The following is a 17847-nucleotide window of genomic DNA, read 5'->3' as shown; positions in this document are numbered from 1 at the left end:
ATGGATTACGGAGAGCGCTCGAGGATGATTTCGTGTTGCGCTGTCGCGCTCCGGGGGAGCGGCCCAGATCGGTGACGGTCGGTGACGGCGTGTGGCCCGGGCGGCGGTCAGCCCGGCGCCATCGTTCAGTCCGGCACCCGCGTCAGCTGCACCTGGAGGTGGATCGGCGGGTCGCCGCTGTTCGCCTCGACGAGGCGATCCCAGGCGAAGTAGCCCGCCTTTTCCACGGTGATGCGGTGCGCGCCGGGCGGCAGCGCGACGCCGCGGGCGGCGACGAAGGCGAGCGCTCCGATGTACTGGTCGTCGATCGTGACCGACGCGTCGGGCACGTTCCCCTTCACCCGCAGCGACACCGTCGCCGGCGTGCGCGCGGCGCACGCCGAGAGTCCGAGCACCAGGAGCGCCGCTCGGGCGCACGTCCTCTTCGCGCTCGCGCCGGCCATCGTCACTCCCACTCGATGGTCGAGGGCGGCTTCGAGGAGACGTCGAGCACCACGCGGTTCACGCCCCGCACCTCGTTGATGATCCGCGAGCTCACCCGGGCGATGAGGTCGTAGGGCAGCCGCGCCCAGTCGGCGGTCATGCCGTCGGTCGAGTGCACCGCGCGCAGCGCGATCGCCTCGTCGTAGGTTCGCTCGTCGCCCATCACGCCCACGGAGCGGACCGGGAGCAGCACGCAGAAGCTCTGCCAGAGCGACTCGTAGAGCCCGGCGGCGCGGATCTCCTGGTCGAAGATGGTGTCGGCCGCCCTGAGCACGCGGAGCTTCTCCGGCGTCACCTCGCCGAGGCACCGCACCGCGAGGCCCGGGCCCGGGAACGGCTGGCGATAGAGGATCTCCCGCGGCATGCCGAGCGCCTCGCCGGCGGCCCGCACCTCGTCCTTGAAGAGCTCCCGCAGCGGCTCGATCAGGCCGAGGTTCATCCGCTCGGGCAGGCCGCCGACGTTGTGGTGGCTCTTGATGACGGCGCTCGGCCCCTTGAACGAGACGCTCTCGATGACGTCGGGGTAGAGCGTGCCCTGGACGAGCCACTTCGCGCCTTGGACCCGCTTCGCCTCCTCCTCGAACACCTCGATGAACAGGCGGCCGATCACCTTGCGCTTCTGCTCGGGGTCGACGACGCCGCGCAGCCCCTCGAGGAACCGCGCCGACGCGTCGACGGCGTCGAGGTTCATGTGGAAGTGATCGCGGAACGTGCGCTCGACGCTCTCGGCCTCGCCCTCGCGCAGGAGGCCGTTGTCGACGAAGATGCACGTCAGCCGGTCGCCGAGCGCGCGCTGACAGAGGACGGCGGCGACCGAGGAGTCGACGCCGCCCGAGAGGCCCAGGATGACGCGGTCGTGCTGGCCAGCCTTCTCGCGGACCGCGGCGATCGCCTCCTCCACGAACGACGCGGGGGTCCACGTCGGCGAGAGGCCGGCGACGTCGAAGAGGAACGCCTGGAGGATCTCCTTGCCGCGCGGGGTATGGACGACCTCGGGGTGGAACTGGAGGCCGTAGAGCTTGTCGCGCTCGCGGGCGACGGCGCAGAGCGGGCTGCCGGCCGTGGTGCCGAGCGCGACGAACCCCTCGGGCAGCGCGGCGAGGCGATCGCCGTGGCTCATCCAGACGTCGATGGCGTCGCCCTCGGCGAAGCGGGAGAAGATGCCCGTCGGGCGCTCGATCCGCACCGTCGCCGGGCCGTACTCGCCCCCGGAGTGCGCGCGCTCGACCTTGCCGCCGAGGTGGTGCGCCATGAGCTGGAGCCCGTAACAGATGCCGAGCGTCGGGACGCCGAGCTCCAGGACCTCGCGGGAGCAGTGGGGCGCGCTCTCGCCGTACACGCTGGCGGGGCCGCCGGACAGGATGAGCGCCCGCGGGGCGAGCCGGCGCAGCTCGGCGACGGGCACGTCGAAGCGGTGGATCTCGCAGTAGACGCCAGACTCGCGCACGCGCCGGGCGATGAGCTGCGTGTACTGAGAGCCAAAATCGAGGATGACGACGAAGTCCCGACGGGGTGAGAGCATGGCTGCCGCTAGCATGGCGGGGCGGGATCCGCCATAGCCGGGCGGCGCGAGCCATGAAGCGCGAGCGCGGCGCTCCCGCTGGATGGCTCGCCCCGCTCGGCTCGCCGGGTCACGGCTGCGTGGGAGGCGGCGGTGGCGCGGGCGTGCCCGTCGGAGGCGCGCCCGTCGGAGGCGCGACCGGCGACGGGGCCAGCAGCGGCGCGCCCGGCGCGGCTGCGGCGTCGTCCGGCGGCGCGTCCGGGGCCGCGGGGGCTGCCGGCGCATCGCTGCCGGGCGCGCCGCCGTCGAACGCGCGCGGCGGCTCGTACTCGGGCGGCGGACCCGCCGGGAACGGCTTCGGGGAGGACGAGCACGCCGCGGCGAGGAGCGCGGCGGCGAGCGCGGCGAGCGGCGAGGCGTGGTGAGCTCGTTTCATAGCTGGACTCCGCTCCCGCCGGAGCTACCGGCAGGAGCCGGCTGCGGCGGGATCTCGGGAGGGCCGAACGGATCGGGCGGGATCTGGAGCCCCTCCGGGTCGACGTAAGGCGAGGGCGGGATGGACGGGGCCGGCGGCGCGGACTCCAGCGGCGCCCCGCGCGCGTCCGGCGCGGCGAGGGGGATGCCCGTGCTCGGCGGGGCGGGCGCGTCCTCGCCCGCGTCCGCGCCGCCGCACGCCGCGAGGAGCGCCCCCGCGAGCAGCACCGCCGCGCGCGGCGCGCGCCATGCCGGGCGGGAGCGGCGTGCGAGGAGCGCCTGGCTCGAGCTTCGTAGATCGCCGCGCACGGCCGGTACGCTAGCACGGACACGAAGGAGAACGGTTGGCCTGCGCAGGGAGGCGAGCTAGGTTCCCGCCATGGAGCAGAGCGACGTTGATGTTGGTATCGAGCGCACGCCGCTGGCGAACGCGTCGCCCCGGCTCAACGATGGCGGCGAGCTCGGCCTCGGCGCGGAGGTCGGCATCTCCACGACGATGCTCCATGCCCATGGCCCCATGGGGCTCTCGAGCCTGACGGCGATCGAGCGGATCGCGCGCGGCGAGGGCCAGACCCGCTGACGCGGGCGAGACGAGGGGCGCCCGGTGGAACCGACCGGGCACAAGAAAGCGAGAGAACGTTGGCGACGAAGAAGGACGCAGGCGAAGGGAGCAGCAAGCCGCGAGCGAAGTCGGGGTCGAAGGCGGGCGAGAGCGCGGAGCCTCGCACCCCGGCGCGGAAGAAGGCGACGACGGCGAAGGCGGGCGCGGCGGGGCGGGCGTCGTCCGCGACGAAGACGAAGCGGCCGGCGTCGCCCCGGATCCGCGCTTCCCACGCGGGCGTGGGCGAGCCCGGCGCGAAGAAGGCGGCGAGCGCGCGCCGCGCGGCCGGCGCGGGCGACGAGGTGGAGCAGCTGGCGCGCCCGGCGCGGCCGATCCCGGCGGATCGGCCGGCGACGCGGGCGCGGCGTCCGGCGCGGGACGACGGCGACGCGCCGCGCCCCACGCGGGGCGAGGGCGGGGCGAAGGCGATGCTGCCGCTCGCGGGGCGGGCGCCGGCGCGGACCAAGTCGCCGCTCGCCGGCCCGAAGCGCGCCGGCACGCGCCGCAGCACGCCGCCGCCGGTCCCCGAGCCGTCGGCGCCGGCGCGCGAGCTCGCGCTGACGCTGGCCGCGGCGGGGCTCGACAAGAAGGCGATCGGCGTCGAGATCCTGGAGGTGGTGGGGCGCGTCGACTACGCGGACTACCTGGTGATCATGACGGGCCGCTCCGACCGGCACGTCCACGCGATCGCGACGGGCCTGGAGGAGGCGACGCGCAAGCACAACGTCGCGCCGCTCTCGATGGAGGGCCTCGCCGCGGCGACCTGGGTGCTGATCGACTTCGGCGACGTGGTGGTGCACGTGTTCCAGGAGGAGACGCGGCGCCTCTATGACATCGAAGGGCTCTGGATCGACGCGGGCCGCGTGCCGGTCCCGCAGGAGGCCCCGCCGCCGGGGGCGCACCCCGCCCCGCGGTTCGACCCGAGCTGAGCGCGCCGTGCGTCTCGTCGTCGCGGCCGTCGGGCGCGTGAAGGACAAGCCGCTGCGCGCGGCGATCGACGAGTACCTCGGTCGGATCCGCCGCTACGTGGCGTGCGACGAGATCGAGATCCCGGACGGCCCGCCCGCGAAGGTCGGGCCGTTGCTCGCGCGCGCGGCGGTGGGGGCGAGCGTCATCGCCATGGAGGTGAACGGCAAGGCGCTCGGCAGCGAGGCGTTCGCGGCCGGCGTGGAGCGGTGGGGCTCGCGCGGCAAGGGGGTGGTCACGTTCCTGATCGGGGGAGCGGACGGGCTGCCGCCGGACGTCTCCGCCGCGGCGGACGACCGGTGGAGCCTGTCGCCGCTCACGTTCCCGCACCGCCTCGCGCGGCTCGTGCTCATCGAGCAGCTCTACCGCGCGATGACGCTGCTGCGGGGCGAGCCCTACGCGCACTGAAGCGTGGGGCGCGCGCGGTCACTCCCTGGGCCAGTCGGGGCAGGCGAGGTCCATCGGGCCGTTGAACCAGCTCGCGTACGCCGCCGCGTCGGCCTTGTTGTACGGGCCGATCGTCCGCGCGAAGTGCTCGCCCCAGTGGGGCTGCCGGCCGTCGACGTCGGTGAAGCCGTACTCCCTGGCGAGGTCCCACGAGCTGAAGACGCGGCCTGATCGCGCCGCGACGTCCGGGTCGGCGGCGAGCGCCGCGACGGCGCGGCCCACGTAGAAGGGGGTCTCCGAGGCGATGAAGTGCGGGTCCTTGGCGACCGCGTCTCGCCAGTTCTCCTCCGTGACGCCGAAGCCCTCGAGCATGGCCTCCGAGCGCAGGAAGCCCGGCGTGATCGCGAGCGCCGTCATGGCGGGGTGGCGCCGCAGCTCCCAGGCCATGGCGAAGGCGAGGCGGATGACGGACATCTTCGCCAGGTCGTAGAAGAGGTTGCCGCGGTAGCCGAAGCTGTCGCCGTCGGTGACCTCGACGATGAGGCCCCGGTCGCGCTCGAGCATGATCGGCACCGCGTGGCGGCTCGTGATGACGTGCGAGGTGACCGCGCGCTCGAGCAGGAGCTTCCCCCTGGGCAGGGAGAGCTTCCAGAACGGCTGGCCGAACTCGGTGAGCTCGTCGCCGCCCCAGACGTCGTTGACGAGGACGTCGAGCCGGCCTTGCTCGCGCCGGATCTGCGCGCAGAGCGCCTCGACCTGCTCCTCGACGGTGTGGTCGACCTGCACGGCGACGCCGTGCCCGCCGGCCGCGGTCACCCGCTCCGCGGTCTCCTCGATGGTCTCGGGGCGCTGGCCCGTGGCGGGCCGGCCGCGGACGCTGCGCCCGGTGCAGTAAACCGTCGCGCCGGCCTCGCCGAGCGAGCAGGCGATCGCGCGCCCGGCGCCGCGCGTGGCGCCGGCGACGAGGGCGACCTGTCCTTCAAGCGGTCTCATACGGTGTCTCCTCCTTCGGGACCGGCGCTCGGTCGGCGTGCGGCGCGCACGGGGCGTACGGCGCCCTCGGGTTCGTGGGGTGCGGCGCCGCCGGCTCCGGTCGTCCTGGGACGCTACGGGAGCATTCCTGACACCTCCTGTCATGAATTGCGCGTAGGCTTCAAAGCGGATCGGATCACGGTCAGGAACCAGGGACGGCCATGCGCGCGGATCGGCTGCTCAGCTTGATGTTGCTCCTCCAGCAGGCGAAGAGCCGTCAGCTGACGGCGGAGGAGCTCGCGCGCCGCCTGCAGGTCTCGGCGCGGACGATCTACCGGGACCTCGACGCGCTGTCGTCGGCGGGCGTTCCTGTCTACGCGCACCGCGGTCCGAACGGCGGGATCGCGCTGCTGGAGGGGTGGCAAACGAGCCTGACCGGGCTGACGCAGGCCGAGGTGCACGCGCTCTCCGCGGTCGCCGCGCCGGGTGCGCTGGCCGACATCGGGCTGTCGGCGGCGCTGGAGAGCGGGTTGATCAAGCTGTCGGCGGCGCTGCCGGTCGTGCAGCGATCCGCGGCCGAGCACGCGCGGCAGCGGCTGCACGTGGACTCGTCGGGGTGGTTCCAGGGCCGGGAGGTGGTGCCGCACCTGGATGTGCTGCGGGAGGGAGTCTGGCAGGACCGCAAGGTGTGGCTCGCGTACCGGGACTTCGACGGGGAGGCGAGCGAGCGGGTGGTGGATCCGTACGGGCTCGTGATCAAGGCCGAGCGCTGGTACCTCGTGGCGGGGGCCGAGCGGGGGCCGAGCGTGTTCCGGGGCGCGCGCGTGGAGGGGGCGCGGCTCCTGGAGGAGCGGTTCGAGCGGCCGGCGGGGTTCGATCTGGCGACCTGCTGGAAGGAGTGGTGCCAGCGGTTCGGGGAGCGCCGGGCGAGCTACGTGGCGACCCTGCGCGTGACCGAGGCGGGTGAAGAGGCGCTCCGGCGGATCCGGCCCCGCGGCGAGCACGAGCGGTGGGGGCAGGGGAGGCGCGGGCGCGATGGGGCGAGGACCGTGACGGTCGACTTCGAGCGCGAGTCGATCGCGGCCTCGCAGATCATCGGCCTCGGCAGAGAAGCGGAGGTGATCGAGCCGGCGGCGCTGCGGGCGCGGCTCGAGGCGATCGCGAGTGACCTCGGCGCGGTGTACGGGGCGCGCGACGGGGCGCGGGCGGCGGCGAGCGCCGGGGTGGCCGCGGCGCCGACGCGGCGGAGGCGCCGCGCAGCCGCCGAGAGGACGGGAGCCCGATGAGCCCCGGCGCGCACGACCGCGCCGCGCGCCGCTTCTTCGAAGTTGCCGCCATGGAGGAGCGGATCGCCGCCGCCCACGCGATCGCAGACCTGTGCATCGGCGCCCGCGGGTTCTTCGCATGGGATTCCGAGCGGATACCCGTGGAAACGCTCGACGGCAGCAGCAGTCGAGATCCTCGCTGAGGCGGATCCGCTGCGGCGCCCGCTCGGCCGCAGCTCGCCCTCGCCCGGGAAGGCTCATCTCACCCGCGCCGAAAGCTCATCTCACCCGCGCGGAGGCAGGCGCGCGCCATGCCCCTTCGGCTCATCACCTCACCTCGACGCCTCCAGGCCCGCACCTCTTACGACCGAATGCCGAGCCTGCCGCCGTGACGTGTGCGAAGCCGCCTATCCGGAGCGCGCAAGGAAGGATATCCATGAAGGCTCCAAGGCAAGATAAAGAGGGGAGCCCGGGTGAACCACGCTCGAACAGGAGTCTTGTTCTTCCTCGGCGCGACAGCCTGCGCAGCGAGCACCCCGGCCACGGAGGCGGCGCCCTCGGCGGTCGACGAGCACGCCGAGTCAGCGTGGTACGTCGATGACGACGGCAACGCGAAGCCCTGGGTCCCGGGTGGCAGCGCACACTCGGATCTCGGCCTTCAGGACGACATCATCGAAGTCCGTTGCCGCCTCTCCACCGAGGGCGAGTACTACGGCTGCAGGCGGCTGCGAGGGCCCCGCGCGGCCGAGGATAACGTATTCGCAGCGCTGAAGAGGATGCGCGCGGAGCCCGTCGTGAGCGACGGTGAGCCCGTCGAGGTCTGGCGAACGCTCACCTTTCGCGTCGGATTTCTCATGAAATAGCGTCGCGCGGCCCACGCGCGCACCTCGGCCGGAGACGGCTCCCCGCGGCGGCCCGAGGCCGCGACGCGACCGGCACCCGAGGCCGCCCGTGGATCGCTCACTCCGGGAAGAACGTCTCGATCGCGAGCGCCGGCGTCCCGTCCGGGTGGACCCCGCCGAGCAGCGCGAGCGTCCCGTTCGGCGCGGGCACGGCGGTCGCGCCGCGCCGCGGCTCGCGCAGCGGCAGCTCCTCGGCCTGGCCCCCGGCGACGTCGACCACGAAGCTCCTCGTCAGCCCGCCCTCGCCGGCCTCGGAGCCCACGGCGATGATGCGCCCGCCGGCCAGCGCGAACGCGGCGACCTCCACGATCGGCGCCGGCAGCGCGGCGCCCTCGACCCCCGCGGCGGCGCAGCTCGCCGCGCACCCCGGCGCCAGCCGCCGGGTCGGCGCCGCAGCGCCCTCCTGGATTCCGCCGACGAGCGCGATCTCCCCGGGCCCGATCACCGCGGCGCCCGCGCCGCGAGAGGCGTCCGGCGGGAACGGCCGCGGCAGGAACGCTGTCGCGCCGTCGCCGAGCACCTCCAGCCCTGCGCCGTCCGCGCTCCCGCCGGCGACCACCAAGCCCAGCCCCTCCACCCACACGGCCGCGGCGCCGGCCCGCGCGTGGCGGAGCCTCGCCACCGAGAGCGTCAGGTCCGCGCCGATGACGAGCACGGCGTCCGAGGGCTGACCCGGCGCCCCGGCAGGCTCGCCCCCGCGCGTCGCGCCGATGACGAACGAGCGCCCGTCCGTGGCCTCGACCGTCCGGCCGCCCGCCACCTCGGCGAACGAGCCGAGCCCCGCTGGCAGCGACGCCTCGGCGCTCTGCCCCGCCGCGAGGTCGGTCCACGTCGCGCCGTCGTCGTCGAGCGCGAGCAGCAGGTTTGCCCGGACGACGAGCGACCGCGCCGCCAGCGGGAGCGCGCCGCTCGAGGCGCTCCCGACCCACCCCGCGAGATCGTACGCGTCGAGCCGCGCCGGCTCGACGCCCGCGGCGGCGCCCGCCGCGGCGCCGCCGGTGAGGAACATGTAGCGCTCCGCGAGCGTGCCGCCGGGCGCGCCGACGCGCGAGGCCGCGAGCTCGCCGGGCGGACGCGCCCACTGGCCGGTCCGCTGGGCGAAGAGCTGCAGCGCGTCGCCCGCCAGCGAGGCGAGGTAGATGCCCGCAGCCGAGCGCCCTCGCACGACGGTCGCCCCGCCCGCGTCCAGGCCGCGCACCTCGAACGTGTACGCCTTCTCCGCCGGGATCTCGCCGAAGTCGAGCGCCCCGCCCGGCACCCCCGTCGCGGACACGGCGACGTCGCCCTCGATCGCCGTCGCGGTCACCTCGATGCGGGCGACGGGCGGGTCTTCCTGGAAGGCGCTCGCCTCGTGCCCGGGGACGACCTCGATGGTGATGGTGGGCGGCTCGGACGCGCAGCCGAGGAGCAGCAGGCCGAGCGCGGCGAGCGCGCGCCCCGGAAGCTTGTTCTTCATGAGGGCGCAGTCATAGCGCCTCGAGAGCGCGGACGCCCAGCGGCGGCCGCGCGGCGTGGCGGCGCGTCGGCGCGGCGGCGCGTCGGCGCGTCGGCGCGGCGGCGCGGCGGCGCGGCGAACCGCGCGCGGGTCGGTCGGCTCCACGCGGGGCGCGCCCGGAGCTCGCTCGGAGCGCGCCCGGAGCTCGAGGAGCGGCGGAGAGGCAGCTACAGGTCGACCTGCACGCCGAGCTCCACCACCCGCTCCGGCGGCAGCTTGAAGTAGCTCGGCGCCGAGCCCGCGTTCCGCGCCATCAGCGCGAAGATCGTCTCGGTGACCTTGCCCATCCGCCCCTTGTCGGTGGCGAGGATCGTCTCGCGGCCGAGGTAATAGGTCACGTCCGCGAAATCGATGGGTAGCTCGTGCTTCGCCGCCGCCAGCCGCAGGAGGGCTGGCACGTCGGTCGACTGCATGAACCCCGAGCGGATGAGGAGCTGGTGAACCCCCTTGTCGAGGCTCGCCAGCCGGAGGCGATCCCTGTCCGGGACCCGCGGGACGTGCTCCGTGACCACCGTCAGGAGCACCACGGTCTCGTGGAGCACCTTGTTGTGCTTGAGGTGGTGCGCGAGCACGTTCGGCGTCTTGCCCGCGCGCGAGCTCAGGAACACGGCCGCGCCGGGGACGCGCGCGCGGCAAGACGCGTCGAGCCCGCGGACGAACGCCTCGACCGACGGGACCGCCCGCGCGAAGCGCTCGGCGAGGATCACGCGGCCTCGCTTCCAGATCACCATCAGCGTGAAAAGGACCGCCGCGATGACGATCGGCACGTACCCGCCGTCGAGGAACTTGACGAGGTTGGCCCCGAAGAACGGCAGATCGAAGGCCAGGAACAGCAGCAGCAGCGGCAGCGCCTTCGCGAGCGGGACACCCCACGTGCTCCGCATCACGACGAAGTAGATGACCGACGTGATCCCCATCGTGCCGGTCACCGCGATGCCGTAGGCGGCGGCGAGCCGGCTCGAGTGCTGGAAGACCAGGACGAGCGCGAGGCAGCCGGCCGCGAGGGCCCAGTTCGTCACGGGGATGTAGATCTGCCCCTCGGCCTCGCTCGATGTGTGGAGCACCCGCGTCCGCGGCAGGTACCCGAGCTGGATCGCCTGGTGCGTGAGCGAGTACGCGCCGGAGATCAGCGCCTGCGACGCGATCACGGTGGCCATGGCGGAGAGCGCGACCAGCGCGTAGGTGAGGGGGCCCTTCGGCACCATCGCGAAGAACGGGCTCTCGGCGGCCTCGGGCGTCTGGAGCAGGAGCGCGCCCTGGCCGAAGTAGTTCAGCGCGAGCGCCGGCAGCGCGAGCCCGTACCAGGCGAGCCGGATCGGGCCGCGCCCGAAGTGCCCCATGTCCGCGTAGAGCGCCTCGCCCCCCGTGATGACGAGGACGACGGACCCGAGGATCCCGACCCCGTGGAGGCCGTGGTCGGCGAAGAAGCGCGCCGCGTGCAAGGGGCTCAGCGCGGCGAGCACCGCCGGGTTCCTGGCGATGAACGCGACGCCGAGCGCGGCGAGCGCGGTGAACCAGAGGACCATGATCGGGCCGAACACCTTGCCGACGCGCGCCGTCCCCCAGCGCTGCACGCTGAAGAGCCCCACGAGGATCGCGCAGGTGAGGGGCACGACGGCCGGCCGCAGCGCGGTCGTCGCCACGGCGAGCCCCTCCATGGCGCTCAGCACCGAGATCGCGGGCGTGATGACGCCGTCGCCGTACAGGAGCGCGGCGCCGAGCAGCACGAGCCCGGCGATCCACCCGACGCCCTTCGTCCCGCTGGTGCGCAGCCGCTCCGGCACCAGCGCGAGCAGCGCGAGGATGCCGCCCTCGCCGTCGTTGTCGGCGCGCGTGATGAAGGTGACGTACTTGACCGTGACCACCAGGATGAGCGACCAGAAGATCAGCGAGAGCAGCCCGAGGACGTTCCCGGGCGTGGGCGCCACGCCGTGCTCCCCGCCCACGCACTCCTTGAGCGCGTAGAGCGGGCTCGTGCCGATGTCGCCGAAGACGACCCCGAGCGCGGCCAGCGCGAGCGCGGCGGCGCCGCCGCGGTGGCCGTGCGCCTGCGGCGCGGCCTGCCCAGGTGCGCCGCCTGGCGCCGTTCCGCCGCCGTCGTGCGTCGCCTGCCGCTCCGTCGCGGAGGGAGCAGCGGTCGGCACGCCGGGGAGGCGCCGCGGGTCGTTCATGGGGCGCAGTCATAGCGCCTCATCGCCGTGAAAGCAGCGGCGCACGCGCGCCCGGCCGCGCGGCGAGCTATCCTGCGACGGCGGGCGATCCTCCGCAGGGCGCGCCAGCCTGCTGCGACCCACATGAAGAACACGACCGTGCCGACCGGCGATCAAGCGAGGAGCTCCGACGGAATCGACGCCGAGGGCAAGGAGGCGGAGCGCGTCGGCGCGGCGCCCGACGGGCGCCCCAGGGCGTCCCTCGTCGCGACGATGGCCGCGGTGCTCGCGGCCGCCTTCGCCGTGGCGCTCGCGGCCGAGTGGTGCGGCGTCGGGGCTCCCGCAGCGGACGCCGCGCGCCGGTGGACCTTCGTCGACGAGGTGAAGAGCCCCGAGACCCTCGGCTTCCGGACGCACGACGCGCGGGGCGGGGCGTGGGTCCTCGACGAGCACGCCGCGGCGACCGGCGCGCGCGCCCTCGTGAACCTCGCCGGCGCGCCCGGCGAGCCCCCGGCCATCGCGGTGCTCGACAGGCCGTCTGCGCGGGACCTGGAGGTCGATACGCGGTGCATGGTCTCCCCGGATCTGCCGGAGCAGGCCTGCGGCGTCGTGTTCCGGTACGTCGACGCGAAGAACTACTACCTCTCGCGCGTCGATGCGGTCGCGGGCGACGTCTCGCTGAGCGTGGTGGTCGGCGGGAGAGAGCAGCCGCTCGTCAGGGCGCGGGCGACGGTGCGCCCGTCGGTGTGGCAGGACCTCCGCGTCCGGGCCGTCGCCGATCGCTTCATCGTCGAGTGGAACGGCCGGCGCGTCATCGACGTCCCCGACGTCTCGCTCGGCGCCGCCGGCGGCGTCGGTCTGTGGGCCCGCGCGAGCTGCGTCGCCTATTTCGACGAGCTCGAGGTGCGGCCGCTCGCGGCGCGGCTGCACCCGGACGATCTGCTGCCCTCCCTGCTGTGATGCGCCCGCGGGCGGCGGCCCTCGGGCGGCGGCCAGCCGAGAACTTTCACCGCGCGCGCGCCGCGTGCGAGGCTGCCCGGCCCGAGCCGAAGCGCGGGCTCGCCGTCGAGCGCTCCAACGAGCGCTCGGGCCCCCTCCGGCAGATGTAGGATAAAGTAAGACACGAAAGTTGTCGTGTCCCGGCCGGGCAGGGTAGACGGGTCGTGGAGGCATCATGAGGCGCAGCAAAGGCGAGAGCATGGACACCGGGGCGGTGCGCAACCTGGAGGAGATCCAGGAAGAGGATCCCGGGGCTCGCCCATCGCGCGCGGGCGCGCTGGTGCTTGCCTCGCTCGGCGGGGCGTGCATCGTCTTCGCGGCCGTGGCGCTCCTGCGCGCCCCGCAGCGCGAGCGGCCGGTCAGTGCCGATCCGCTCGGCGATCTCGTCGCGCGCACCCACCCGGCCGGCGTGAAGCCGGCGCCGCGCGCCGCCACGATCGGCGAAGACGTGACCTTTCCCGCGATCCTGTCGGACGCGGAGCACCCGACGACAGCGCTCGAGGCCGTGCGCGATCCGCGGGCGGCCAGGGCGGCCGCCTCGGGTCAGCCCGGTGAGCCGGGCCAGCCGCCGGTCCTGGACGCCGGCCCGCCGCTCGCCGCGGACCGGCTCCCCGTGGTCCCGCTGCCGGCGCAGCACGTCCTCGGGCCCGCGGCGGGCGAGGTCGCCCCGAACGATACGCTCACGGCGATGGCCCGCCACGTGTCGCGCGAGGAGGGGCCGGAGACCGAGCGGGGCGGGCCGGGCGGCTACCAGCTCCAGGTGAGCTCGTTCAAGGAGCCCGCCGACGCGGAGGGCTTCGCGGCGGCCCTGCGACGCCGTGGGCACAAGGCGTACGTCGAGCCGGCGTACGTCAAGGGACGCGGCCTCTGGCACCGCGTCCGCATCGGCCCCTTCAAGTACAAGCGCTCGGCCGTCATCTACCGGCAAGAGTTCGAGGCCAAGGAGCGCCTGGTTACATTCATCGTCGATCCGCCCAAGACGACAGTCAAAGTGACTGACAGCCCCGGCGACGACGCGTAGATCAGAAGCTCAGGAGAGCTCTGATCCGATGTACCCACGAACGGCGCGGCGCCTGATGCCGCGGCGAATGGTGACGCTCCTCGTCGCGACCCTCGGAGCGCTGTCCGGGTGCACAGCGCTCTCGGGGGTGAACGAGCTTCAGTTCGGTCCCGAGGAGGCCTCGGGCGGCGCCGGCGGCTCCGGGACGGCCGGCGCCTCGGGCGGCTCCGGTGGGCTGGGCGGAGCAGGCGGCGCGGGCGGCGCCGGCGGCTCGGGCGGCGGCTGCCCGGAGGGCGCTCTCTGTCCCGTGGAGGTGGCCGTCGGGCAGAAGCGACCGCTCGGCATCGCCGTGGACGCGACGCACCTCTACTGCGCGAGTCGGGGCGACGCGGGGGCCGCCAACGGCTCCGTGGTCCGGGTGCCGCTCGACGGCAGCGACATGACGCCCCCGCCGCTCCAGGACGGCCTCGACGAGCCGGCCAGGATCGCCGTCGACGCGAGCTGGGTCTACTGGACGAACTACGCGGGCGGCGTGCCGGAGGCGGGGAGCGTCATGAAGGTGTCGCTCGACGGCAGCACGAAGCCCGACCCGATCGCCGCGCAGGTGAGCGGCCCCTTCGGGATCGCCGCCCACGCGGACAACGTTTACTGGGCGAACCGCACGGGCGAGCAGGTCATCGCGCCCGCCACGGTCCTGGCGGCGCCTGGCGAGCCGAGCAGCGTCGCCGTGCGCAACGACCGCCTCTACTGGTCAAACACGACCCGCGGCACGATCGCGGTCTGGGAGTTCGGCACCGGCGCGTTCTCCAGCATGGTGACCGGGCAGGCGGGGCCGACCGGGATCGCCGTGGACGACGCGAACGTCTACTGGGTGAACACCGACGGCGGCACCGTCATGAAGGCGCCCGTCGGCGGCGGTGAGCCGATCGAGCTCGCGTCCGGGCAGGACCATCCGTACCTCATCGCCGTGGACCAGGAGCATGTCTACTGGACCAATTTCGGTGTCCTTGGCGGCGTGAACGGCTCGGTGATGAAGGTGCCTGTCGCCGGCGGCGAGGCGCTCGTGCTCGCTGCCTCCCAGGACGCGCCGACAGGCATCGCCGTGGACGAAGGCCATGTCTACTGGGCCAACGAGGGCGACGGCACGATCATGAAGCTGCCCAAGTAACGACCAGATCGAGGCCATCGCGCGCGCGGAGCGGCCGCGCGAGGCAGCCGGCGGAGCACCTTCGCCGCGTCAGCCCCGCGGCCGGCGCGACCCCTCGGGGGGCGCCTCCGAGAGCGCCGCCGCCGGCGTGAGCGCGCAGGACAGCACCCCCTTGGCCCCGGCGAGCTGCCCAGCGAGCTCGGTCAGCGCCGCGCCGCGGCCCTTCAGCGCCATGACCTGCAGCATCCGGCCCTCGTCGAGGCGGACCAGCAGGCTGGAGATCACCGACCCCGCGTGCTGCTCCTCCAGCGCGGAGATCCGCTGCACGAGCTCCCGCACCTCGGGCGCGTAGACGACGGTCAGCGTGGCCGCCACCTCGGCCCCCTCGTCCCACGCGGCGCGCGTCAGGTCGGCGCGGACCAGATCCCGCAGCGCCTCCGAGCGGTTCTCGTATCCCTGCGCGGTGATGCGCCGATCGAACTCGGCCAGCAGCGCTCGATCCATCGCCACGCCGAAGCGGACCAGGTCGCTCATCGTGGGGCGCAGGCTAGCGGGGCAGGGGTCCAGGCGGGAAGGGGATCGCCGCCCTGGAGCAAGCCGCGCCGCGATCCGGGAGCAGGCCGCGCCGGCGAGCAGACGCAGGCCGCACCGTCGTCCGGGAGAAACCCGCGCCGGGCGGCCGCGGCGGGGAGCGGCTCGCCGGCCTGCTCAGCTCTTGCGCCGCTCGAGGTGCCGCCGCGCGGCGTCCTTCACCGGCGACGTGACGTTCTTGCTCTTCGCGATGCCCCGGAGGTCCGACTCGCGCAGGTGCTGGACCAGGCGCGTCGCCACGAGCACCGGCGTCCTCGGGTTCTCCACGAGGTGCCTCTTCACCGTGTAGCTCTTCAGCCACTCCGGCGTCGTCGAGATGATCCGCAGCACCTCGTCCGAGATGTTCCGGTTGCGGCTGATGAGGACGACCTCCTCCTCCTGCATCTGCGGGCTGCGCACGGCGGCGCTGGCCACGAGGCGGTTCGAGTCGCGCACGAGCAGCATCCGCTCCTCGCGCGTGCCGAGCATCGCCCGCCGGATCCGCTGCGACATGGTCATGTCGGCGAGCCGCTTGTAGAGCGGGACGTACTGCTCCTTGAGCTCCTCCTTGCCCTCCTCGTCCTCGACGTGGGTGTCCACGGCCTCGTCGGCCGCGAGCGCCTCCGCGAGCGCCTGCGTCTCGGCGAACAGCACGTCGTCCGGCGTGGGCTCCGGCGACGGCTCGGCGATGAGCTCGTCCTTGATCGCGAGGCTGACCTCGCGCCACGCCGGGATGCCCGAGAGCTCGACCCCGTTGCGGGAGGCGAGGTCGACGAGGCGGTCGGCCGTCGACATCCGCGTGTGCTTGTTGAGGTAGAGCTTCTCGATGACGCGCGGGTTCTTGAGCAGCCGCTCCTCGTTGACGGCGATGATCTCGGTCACCGCCTCATCGCCGGTCCGCGCGAGCTCCTCGAGCGTCTCCGCGGCGATGGCCGGCATCGCGCAGAGCCGCTCGACCACCGGGAGGCGATCCGCGTAGAGGCGGGCCAGCCGATCGACGACCGCGGGCTGCAGGTCACCCCCGAGCGCGCCCTGGAGGAGCGGCTCGGGGAGCGCGGAGAGCGTCTTCGCCGCGGCCTCGCGGGCGGGCTCCTCCTCGCGCGACGCGAGCAGCACGAGCAGCGTCACCACCTCGCCCGGCTTGAGCCCGGGGGCGATGCCGCGCGCGGCCATGTCCCGGAGCTTCTGCGGCGCTCCCGGCTGCGCCATCTTCTGCGCGGGCGCCGAGAGGGCGCCGACGTCGATCGGCGCGATCATCGGCCGCTCCTCCTCGGCCCGGCCGCGCGCCGGGAGGACGAGCGCGTCGTCGGCCGAGCGGCGGAGCTCGAAAGCAAACGTGAAGGACGTGACGCGCGTAACGCGCGTAACGCGCGTGATGAGCGTGACGGAGGTGGCGCGAGCGAGGCGAAGGGCATGCGATCCTCCACGGCGGGGGCATTGCTGCCCCGCGATCTGCGGATTATCCTGAGGTCGCTGTGTGCCTGAAAGGCGCGGCGATCGTCAACGGATAACCGACAGCGCAGGTGGAGCGCGCCATGTGCCGAGATGAGCCCGAGGTCCGGGGGCGCGGCGCTGGTACGTTCGTCAAATCCAGCACCGGCAGAGGAGCGCGACATGGGGATTTTCGATTTCGTGAAGAGCGGCGTCCGCGAGATGATGATCGCGCGCCCGGACGCGGCGAAGCATCTCATCGTCTACAAGCACCCGGACCAGAACGTCCCCTTCTGGTCGCAGCTGACCGTCGACAGCGATGAGTGTGCCCTCTTCTTCAAGGACGGCCGGTACGTCGGTTATCTACCGACGGGGCGCCACACCCTGCAGACGCAGAACATCCCGTTCCTGAACAACCTGGTCAACAAGTTCACGGGCGGGGACGTCTTCATCGCCGAGATCTTCTTCGTCAAGATGCAGCCGGTCCGCGGCGTGCCCTTCGGCGGGCCGCTGGAGTCGATGGAGGACCCCATCCTCTACGAGTTCGTGACGCCGCGCATCTTCGGCGAGTTCTCGCTGGTCGTGGTCGACCCGGTGCGGTTCGTCGTCGGCTACCACGGGCAGTGCGGCGGCAGCGGCGACAACGACGTCGTCTTGAGCTGGATCAAGGGCAAGTTCTTCATGAGCGTGAAGACCGTGATCGGCCAGGTCTGCGCGCAGCAGCAGAAGAGCCTGCTCAACCTCGGCGGCATGAGCATGGAGCTCGGCGCCCGCATCGTGCAATCGGCGCCGAACCTCGAGGAGATCGGCTGCAAGATCCTGGAGATCGGCAACTTCAACATCAACTTCTCGGCCGAGGACCAGAAGCTCCTCCGCGACGCGAACAAGGCGCGCGGCGAGGCGCGTCGGGGCATCGGCGTCGCGCAGGACACCGCCCGCGCGAAGCAGTTCGAGCTCGACCAGCGGTTCCAGCAGGACGCGCGGTACGTGCAGCAGCTGGCGGGCAACTGGCAGAACTACGCCGCCGGCCAGGCGATGCTAGGGGCCGGCGAGGGCATGGCGCAGGGCGGCGACGGCAGCGGCGTCGCGGGGCTCGGGGCCCAGGTGGCGATCGGCGCCGGCCTGGCGCAGGCGATGAACCCCGCGATGGCGGCGCAGGGCCAGCCCCACTTCGTGCCGCCGCACCTGCAGCAGCCGGGAGGCTACCCGGGCGCGCCGCAGCAGGGCTACCCGGGTGCGCCGCAGCAGGGCTACCCGGGCGCGCCGCAGCAGGGCTACCCGGGCGCGCCGCAGCAGGGCTACCCGGGCGCGCCGCAGGCCGCTCCCGCCGCAGGGCCTTCGATCGAGCAGCGCCTCGAGCGCCTCGCGGACCTCAAGAACAAGGGCCTCATCACGGACGAGGAGTTCCAGGCCCGCAAGGCGAAGATTCTGGAGGAGATCTGAGCCCTTCTGGGCACGTTGCCCGCCGCGTTCAGCGACGGGTCGCGGGGGGCCGCGCTCACCG

General features: G+C 73.6%; 18 protein-coding genes and 1 pseudogene. 10 read left to right on the top strand and 9 right to left on the bottom strand.

Translation table 11 applies throughout. The annotated features are described in order from the left end of the window. Positions 1–125: 125 nt before the first annotated feature. From WME85_RS22530 to WME85_RS22515, 4 genes are all read right to left on the bottom strand, one after another. Entirely contained in the window at positions 126–443 is a 318-nt protein-coding gene (locus WME85_RS22530; RefSeq protein WP_437840836.1) for a PEGA domain-containing protein, read from the bottom strand. 2 nt (positions 444–445) lie between these two features. After that, positions 446–2020 (bottom strand): glutamine-hydrolyzing GMP synthase, encoded by a 1575-nt coding sequence (gene guaA, locus WME85_RS22525; RefSeq protein ID WP_437840834.1) that lies wholly within the window; start codon positions 2018–2020, stop codon positions 446–448. A 94-nt stretch (positions 2021–2114) separates the two neighbouring features. After that, positions 2115–2420 carry a hypothetical protein gene (locus WME85_RS22520; protein WP_437840833.1) on the bottom strand — a complete coding sequence of 102 codons (306 nt, stop codon included), beginning with the start codon at positions 2418–2420 and terminating at the stop codon, positions 2115–2117. Further along, positions 2417–2767: a hypothetical protein gene (locus tag WME85_RS22515; RefSeq protein WP_437840831.1), complete on the bottom strand. Its 351-nt coding sequence runs from the start codon at positions 2765–2767 to the stop codon at positions 2417–2419. Before WME85_RS22515 ends, WME85_RS22520 begins: the two co-directional genes overlap by 4 nt. A 112-nt stretch (positions 2768–2879) precedes the next feature. Between WME85_RS22515 and WME85_RS22510 the strand changes: the two are divergent. The 3 genes and pseudogenes from WME85_RS22510 to WME85_RS22500 form a co-directional block, all read left to right on the top strand. Further along, positions 2880–3038 (top strand): annotated as a pseudogene (locus tag WME85_RS22510) (glutamate-5-semialdehyde dehydrogenase); the annotation flags it as partial. A 59-nt stretch (positions 3039–3097) separates the two neighbouring features. Next, complete coding sequence (gene rsfS / locus WME85_RS22505) at positions 3098–3988, top strand: ribosome silencing factor (RefSeq protein ID WP_437840830.1); 891 nt, start codon at positions 3098–3100, stop codon at positions 3986–3988. Positions 3989–3995: 7 nt separating this feature from the next. Then, a complete protein-coding gene (locus WME85_RS22500; protein ID WP_437760236.1) occupies positions 3996–4433 on the top strand; it encodes a 23S rRNA (pseudouridine(1915)-N(3))-methyltransferase RlmH in 438 nt (145 codons plus the stop codon). An 18-nt stretch (positions 4434–4451) separates the two neighbouring features. Here WME85_RS22500 and WME85_RS22495 read toward each other — a convergent pair whose 3' ends face one another. Continuing rightward, entirely contained in the window at positions 4452–5405 is a 954-nt protein-coding gene (locus WME85_RS22495) for an SDR family oxidoreductase (RefSeq protein WP_437840829.1), read from the bottom strand. A 200-nt stretch (positions 5406–5605) separates the two neighbouring features. On the opposite strand from WME85_RS22495, the gene WME85_RS22490 reads away from it, so the two are divergent. The 3 genes from WME85_RS22490 (at position 5606) to WME85_RS22480 (ending at position 7512) form a co-directional block, all read left to right on the top strand. Continuing rightward, entirely contained in the window at positions 5606–6670 is a 1065-nt protein-coding gene (locus WME85_RS22490) for a helix-turn-helix transcriptional regulator (protein ID WP_437840827.1), read from the top strand. Next, on the top strand, positions 6667–6852 hold the full coding sequence (locus tag WME85_RS22485) for a hypothetical protein (RefSeq protein ID WP_437840825.1): 186 nt from the start codon (positions 6667–6669) through the stop codon (positions 6850–6852). Before WME85_RS22490 ends, WME85_RS22485 begins: the two co-directional genes overlap by 4 nt. A gap of 270 nt (positions 6853–7122) precedes the next feature. Then, the gene (locus tag WME85_RS22480; RefSeq protein WP_437840823.1) at positions 7123–7512 is read left to right on the top strand and encodes a hypothetical protein; all 390 of its coding nucleotides are present in this window, start codon (positions 7123–7125) and stop codon (positions 7510–7512) included. Between the two features lie 97 nt (positions 7513–7609). Here the strand turns inward: WME85_RS22480 and WME85_RS22475 are convergent, their stop codons facing one another. Together WME85_RS22475 and WME85_RS22470 are read right to left on the bottom strand one after the other, a co-directional pair. Next, positions 7610–9007 carry a hypothetical protein gene (locus WME85_RS22475; protein ID WP_437840821.1) on the bottom strand — a complete coding sequence of 466 codons (1398 nt, stop codon included), beginning with the start codon at positions 9005–9007 and terminating at the stop codon, positions 7610–7612. A 206-nt stretch (positions 9008–9213) separates the two neighbouring features. Beyond that, positions 9214–11217: a potassium transporter Kup gene (locus WME85_RS22470; RefSeq protein WP_437840820.1), complete on the bottom strand. Its 2004-nt coding sequence runs from the start codon at positions 11215–11217 to the stop codon at positions 9214–9216. Positions 11218–11340: 123 nt separating this feature from the next. On the opposite strand from WME85_RS22470, the gene WME85_RS22465 reads away from it, so the two are divergent. The 3 genes from WME85_RS22465 (at position 11341) to WME85_RS22455 (ending at position 14363) form a co-directional block, all read left to right on the top strand. After that, a complete protein-coding gene (locus tag WME85_RS22465) occupies positions 11341–12156 on the top strand; it encodes a hypothetical protein (protein WP_437840819.1) in 816 nt (271 codons plus the stop codon). 214 nt (positions 12157–12370) lie between these two features. Continuing rightward, positions 12371–13216 carry an SPOR domain-containing protein gene (locus WME85_RS22460; RefSeq protein ID WP_437311481.1) on the top strand — a complete coding sequence of 282 codons (846 nt, stop codon included), beginning with the start codon at positions 12371–12373 and terminating at the stop codon, positions 13214–13216. 28 nt (positions 13217–13244) lie between these two features. Further along, entirely contained in the window at positions 13245–14363 is a 1119-nt protein-coding gene (locus WME85_RS22455) for a hypothetical protein (RefSeq protein WP_437840817.1), read from the top strand. 69 nt (positions 14364–14432) lie between these two features. Here WME85_RS22455 and nikR read toward each other — a convergent pair whose 3' ends face one another. Further along, a complete protein-coding gene (gene nikR, locus WME85_RS22450; protein ID WP_437840815.1) occupies positions 14433–14876 on the bottom strand; it encodes a nickel-responsive transcriptional regulator NikR in 444 nt (147 codons plus the stop codon). Between the two features lie 174 nt (positions 14877–15050). After that, a complete protein-coding gene (locus WME85_RS22445; RefSeq protein ID WP_437840813.1) occupies positions 15051–16169 on the bottom strand; it encodes a hypothetical protein in 1119 nt (372 codons plus the stop codon). Between the two features lie 357 nt (positions 16170–16526). On the opposite strand from WME85_RS22445, the gene WME85_RS22440 reads away from it, so the two are divergent. Next, on the top strand, positions 16527–17786 hold the full coding sequence (locus WME85_RS22440) for an SPFH domain-containing protein (protein ID WP_437840811.1): 1260 nt from the start codon (positions 16527–16529) through the stop codon (positions 17784–17786). Positions 17787–17847: the final 61 nt, after the last annotated feature.

Origin of the sequence: Sorangium sp. So ce1153, from assembly GCF_051521595.1 — a bacterium.
GTDB lineage: Bacteria > Myxococcota_A > Polyangia > Polyangiales > Polyangiaceae > Sorangium.
Note: the sequence above shows the minus strand (reverse complement) of the source record. Positions and strands in the feature narration are given on the sequence as shown.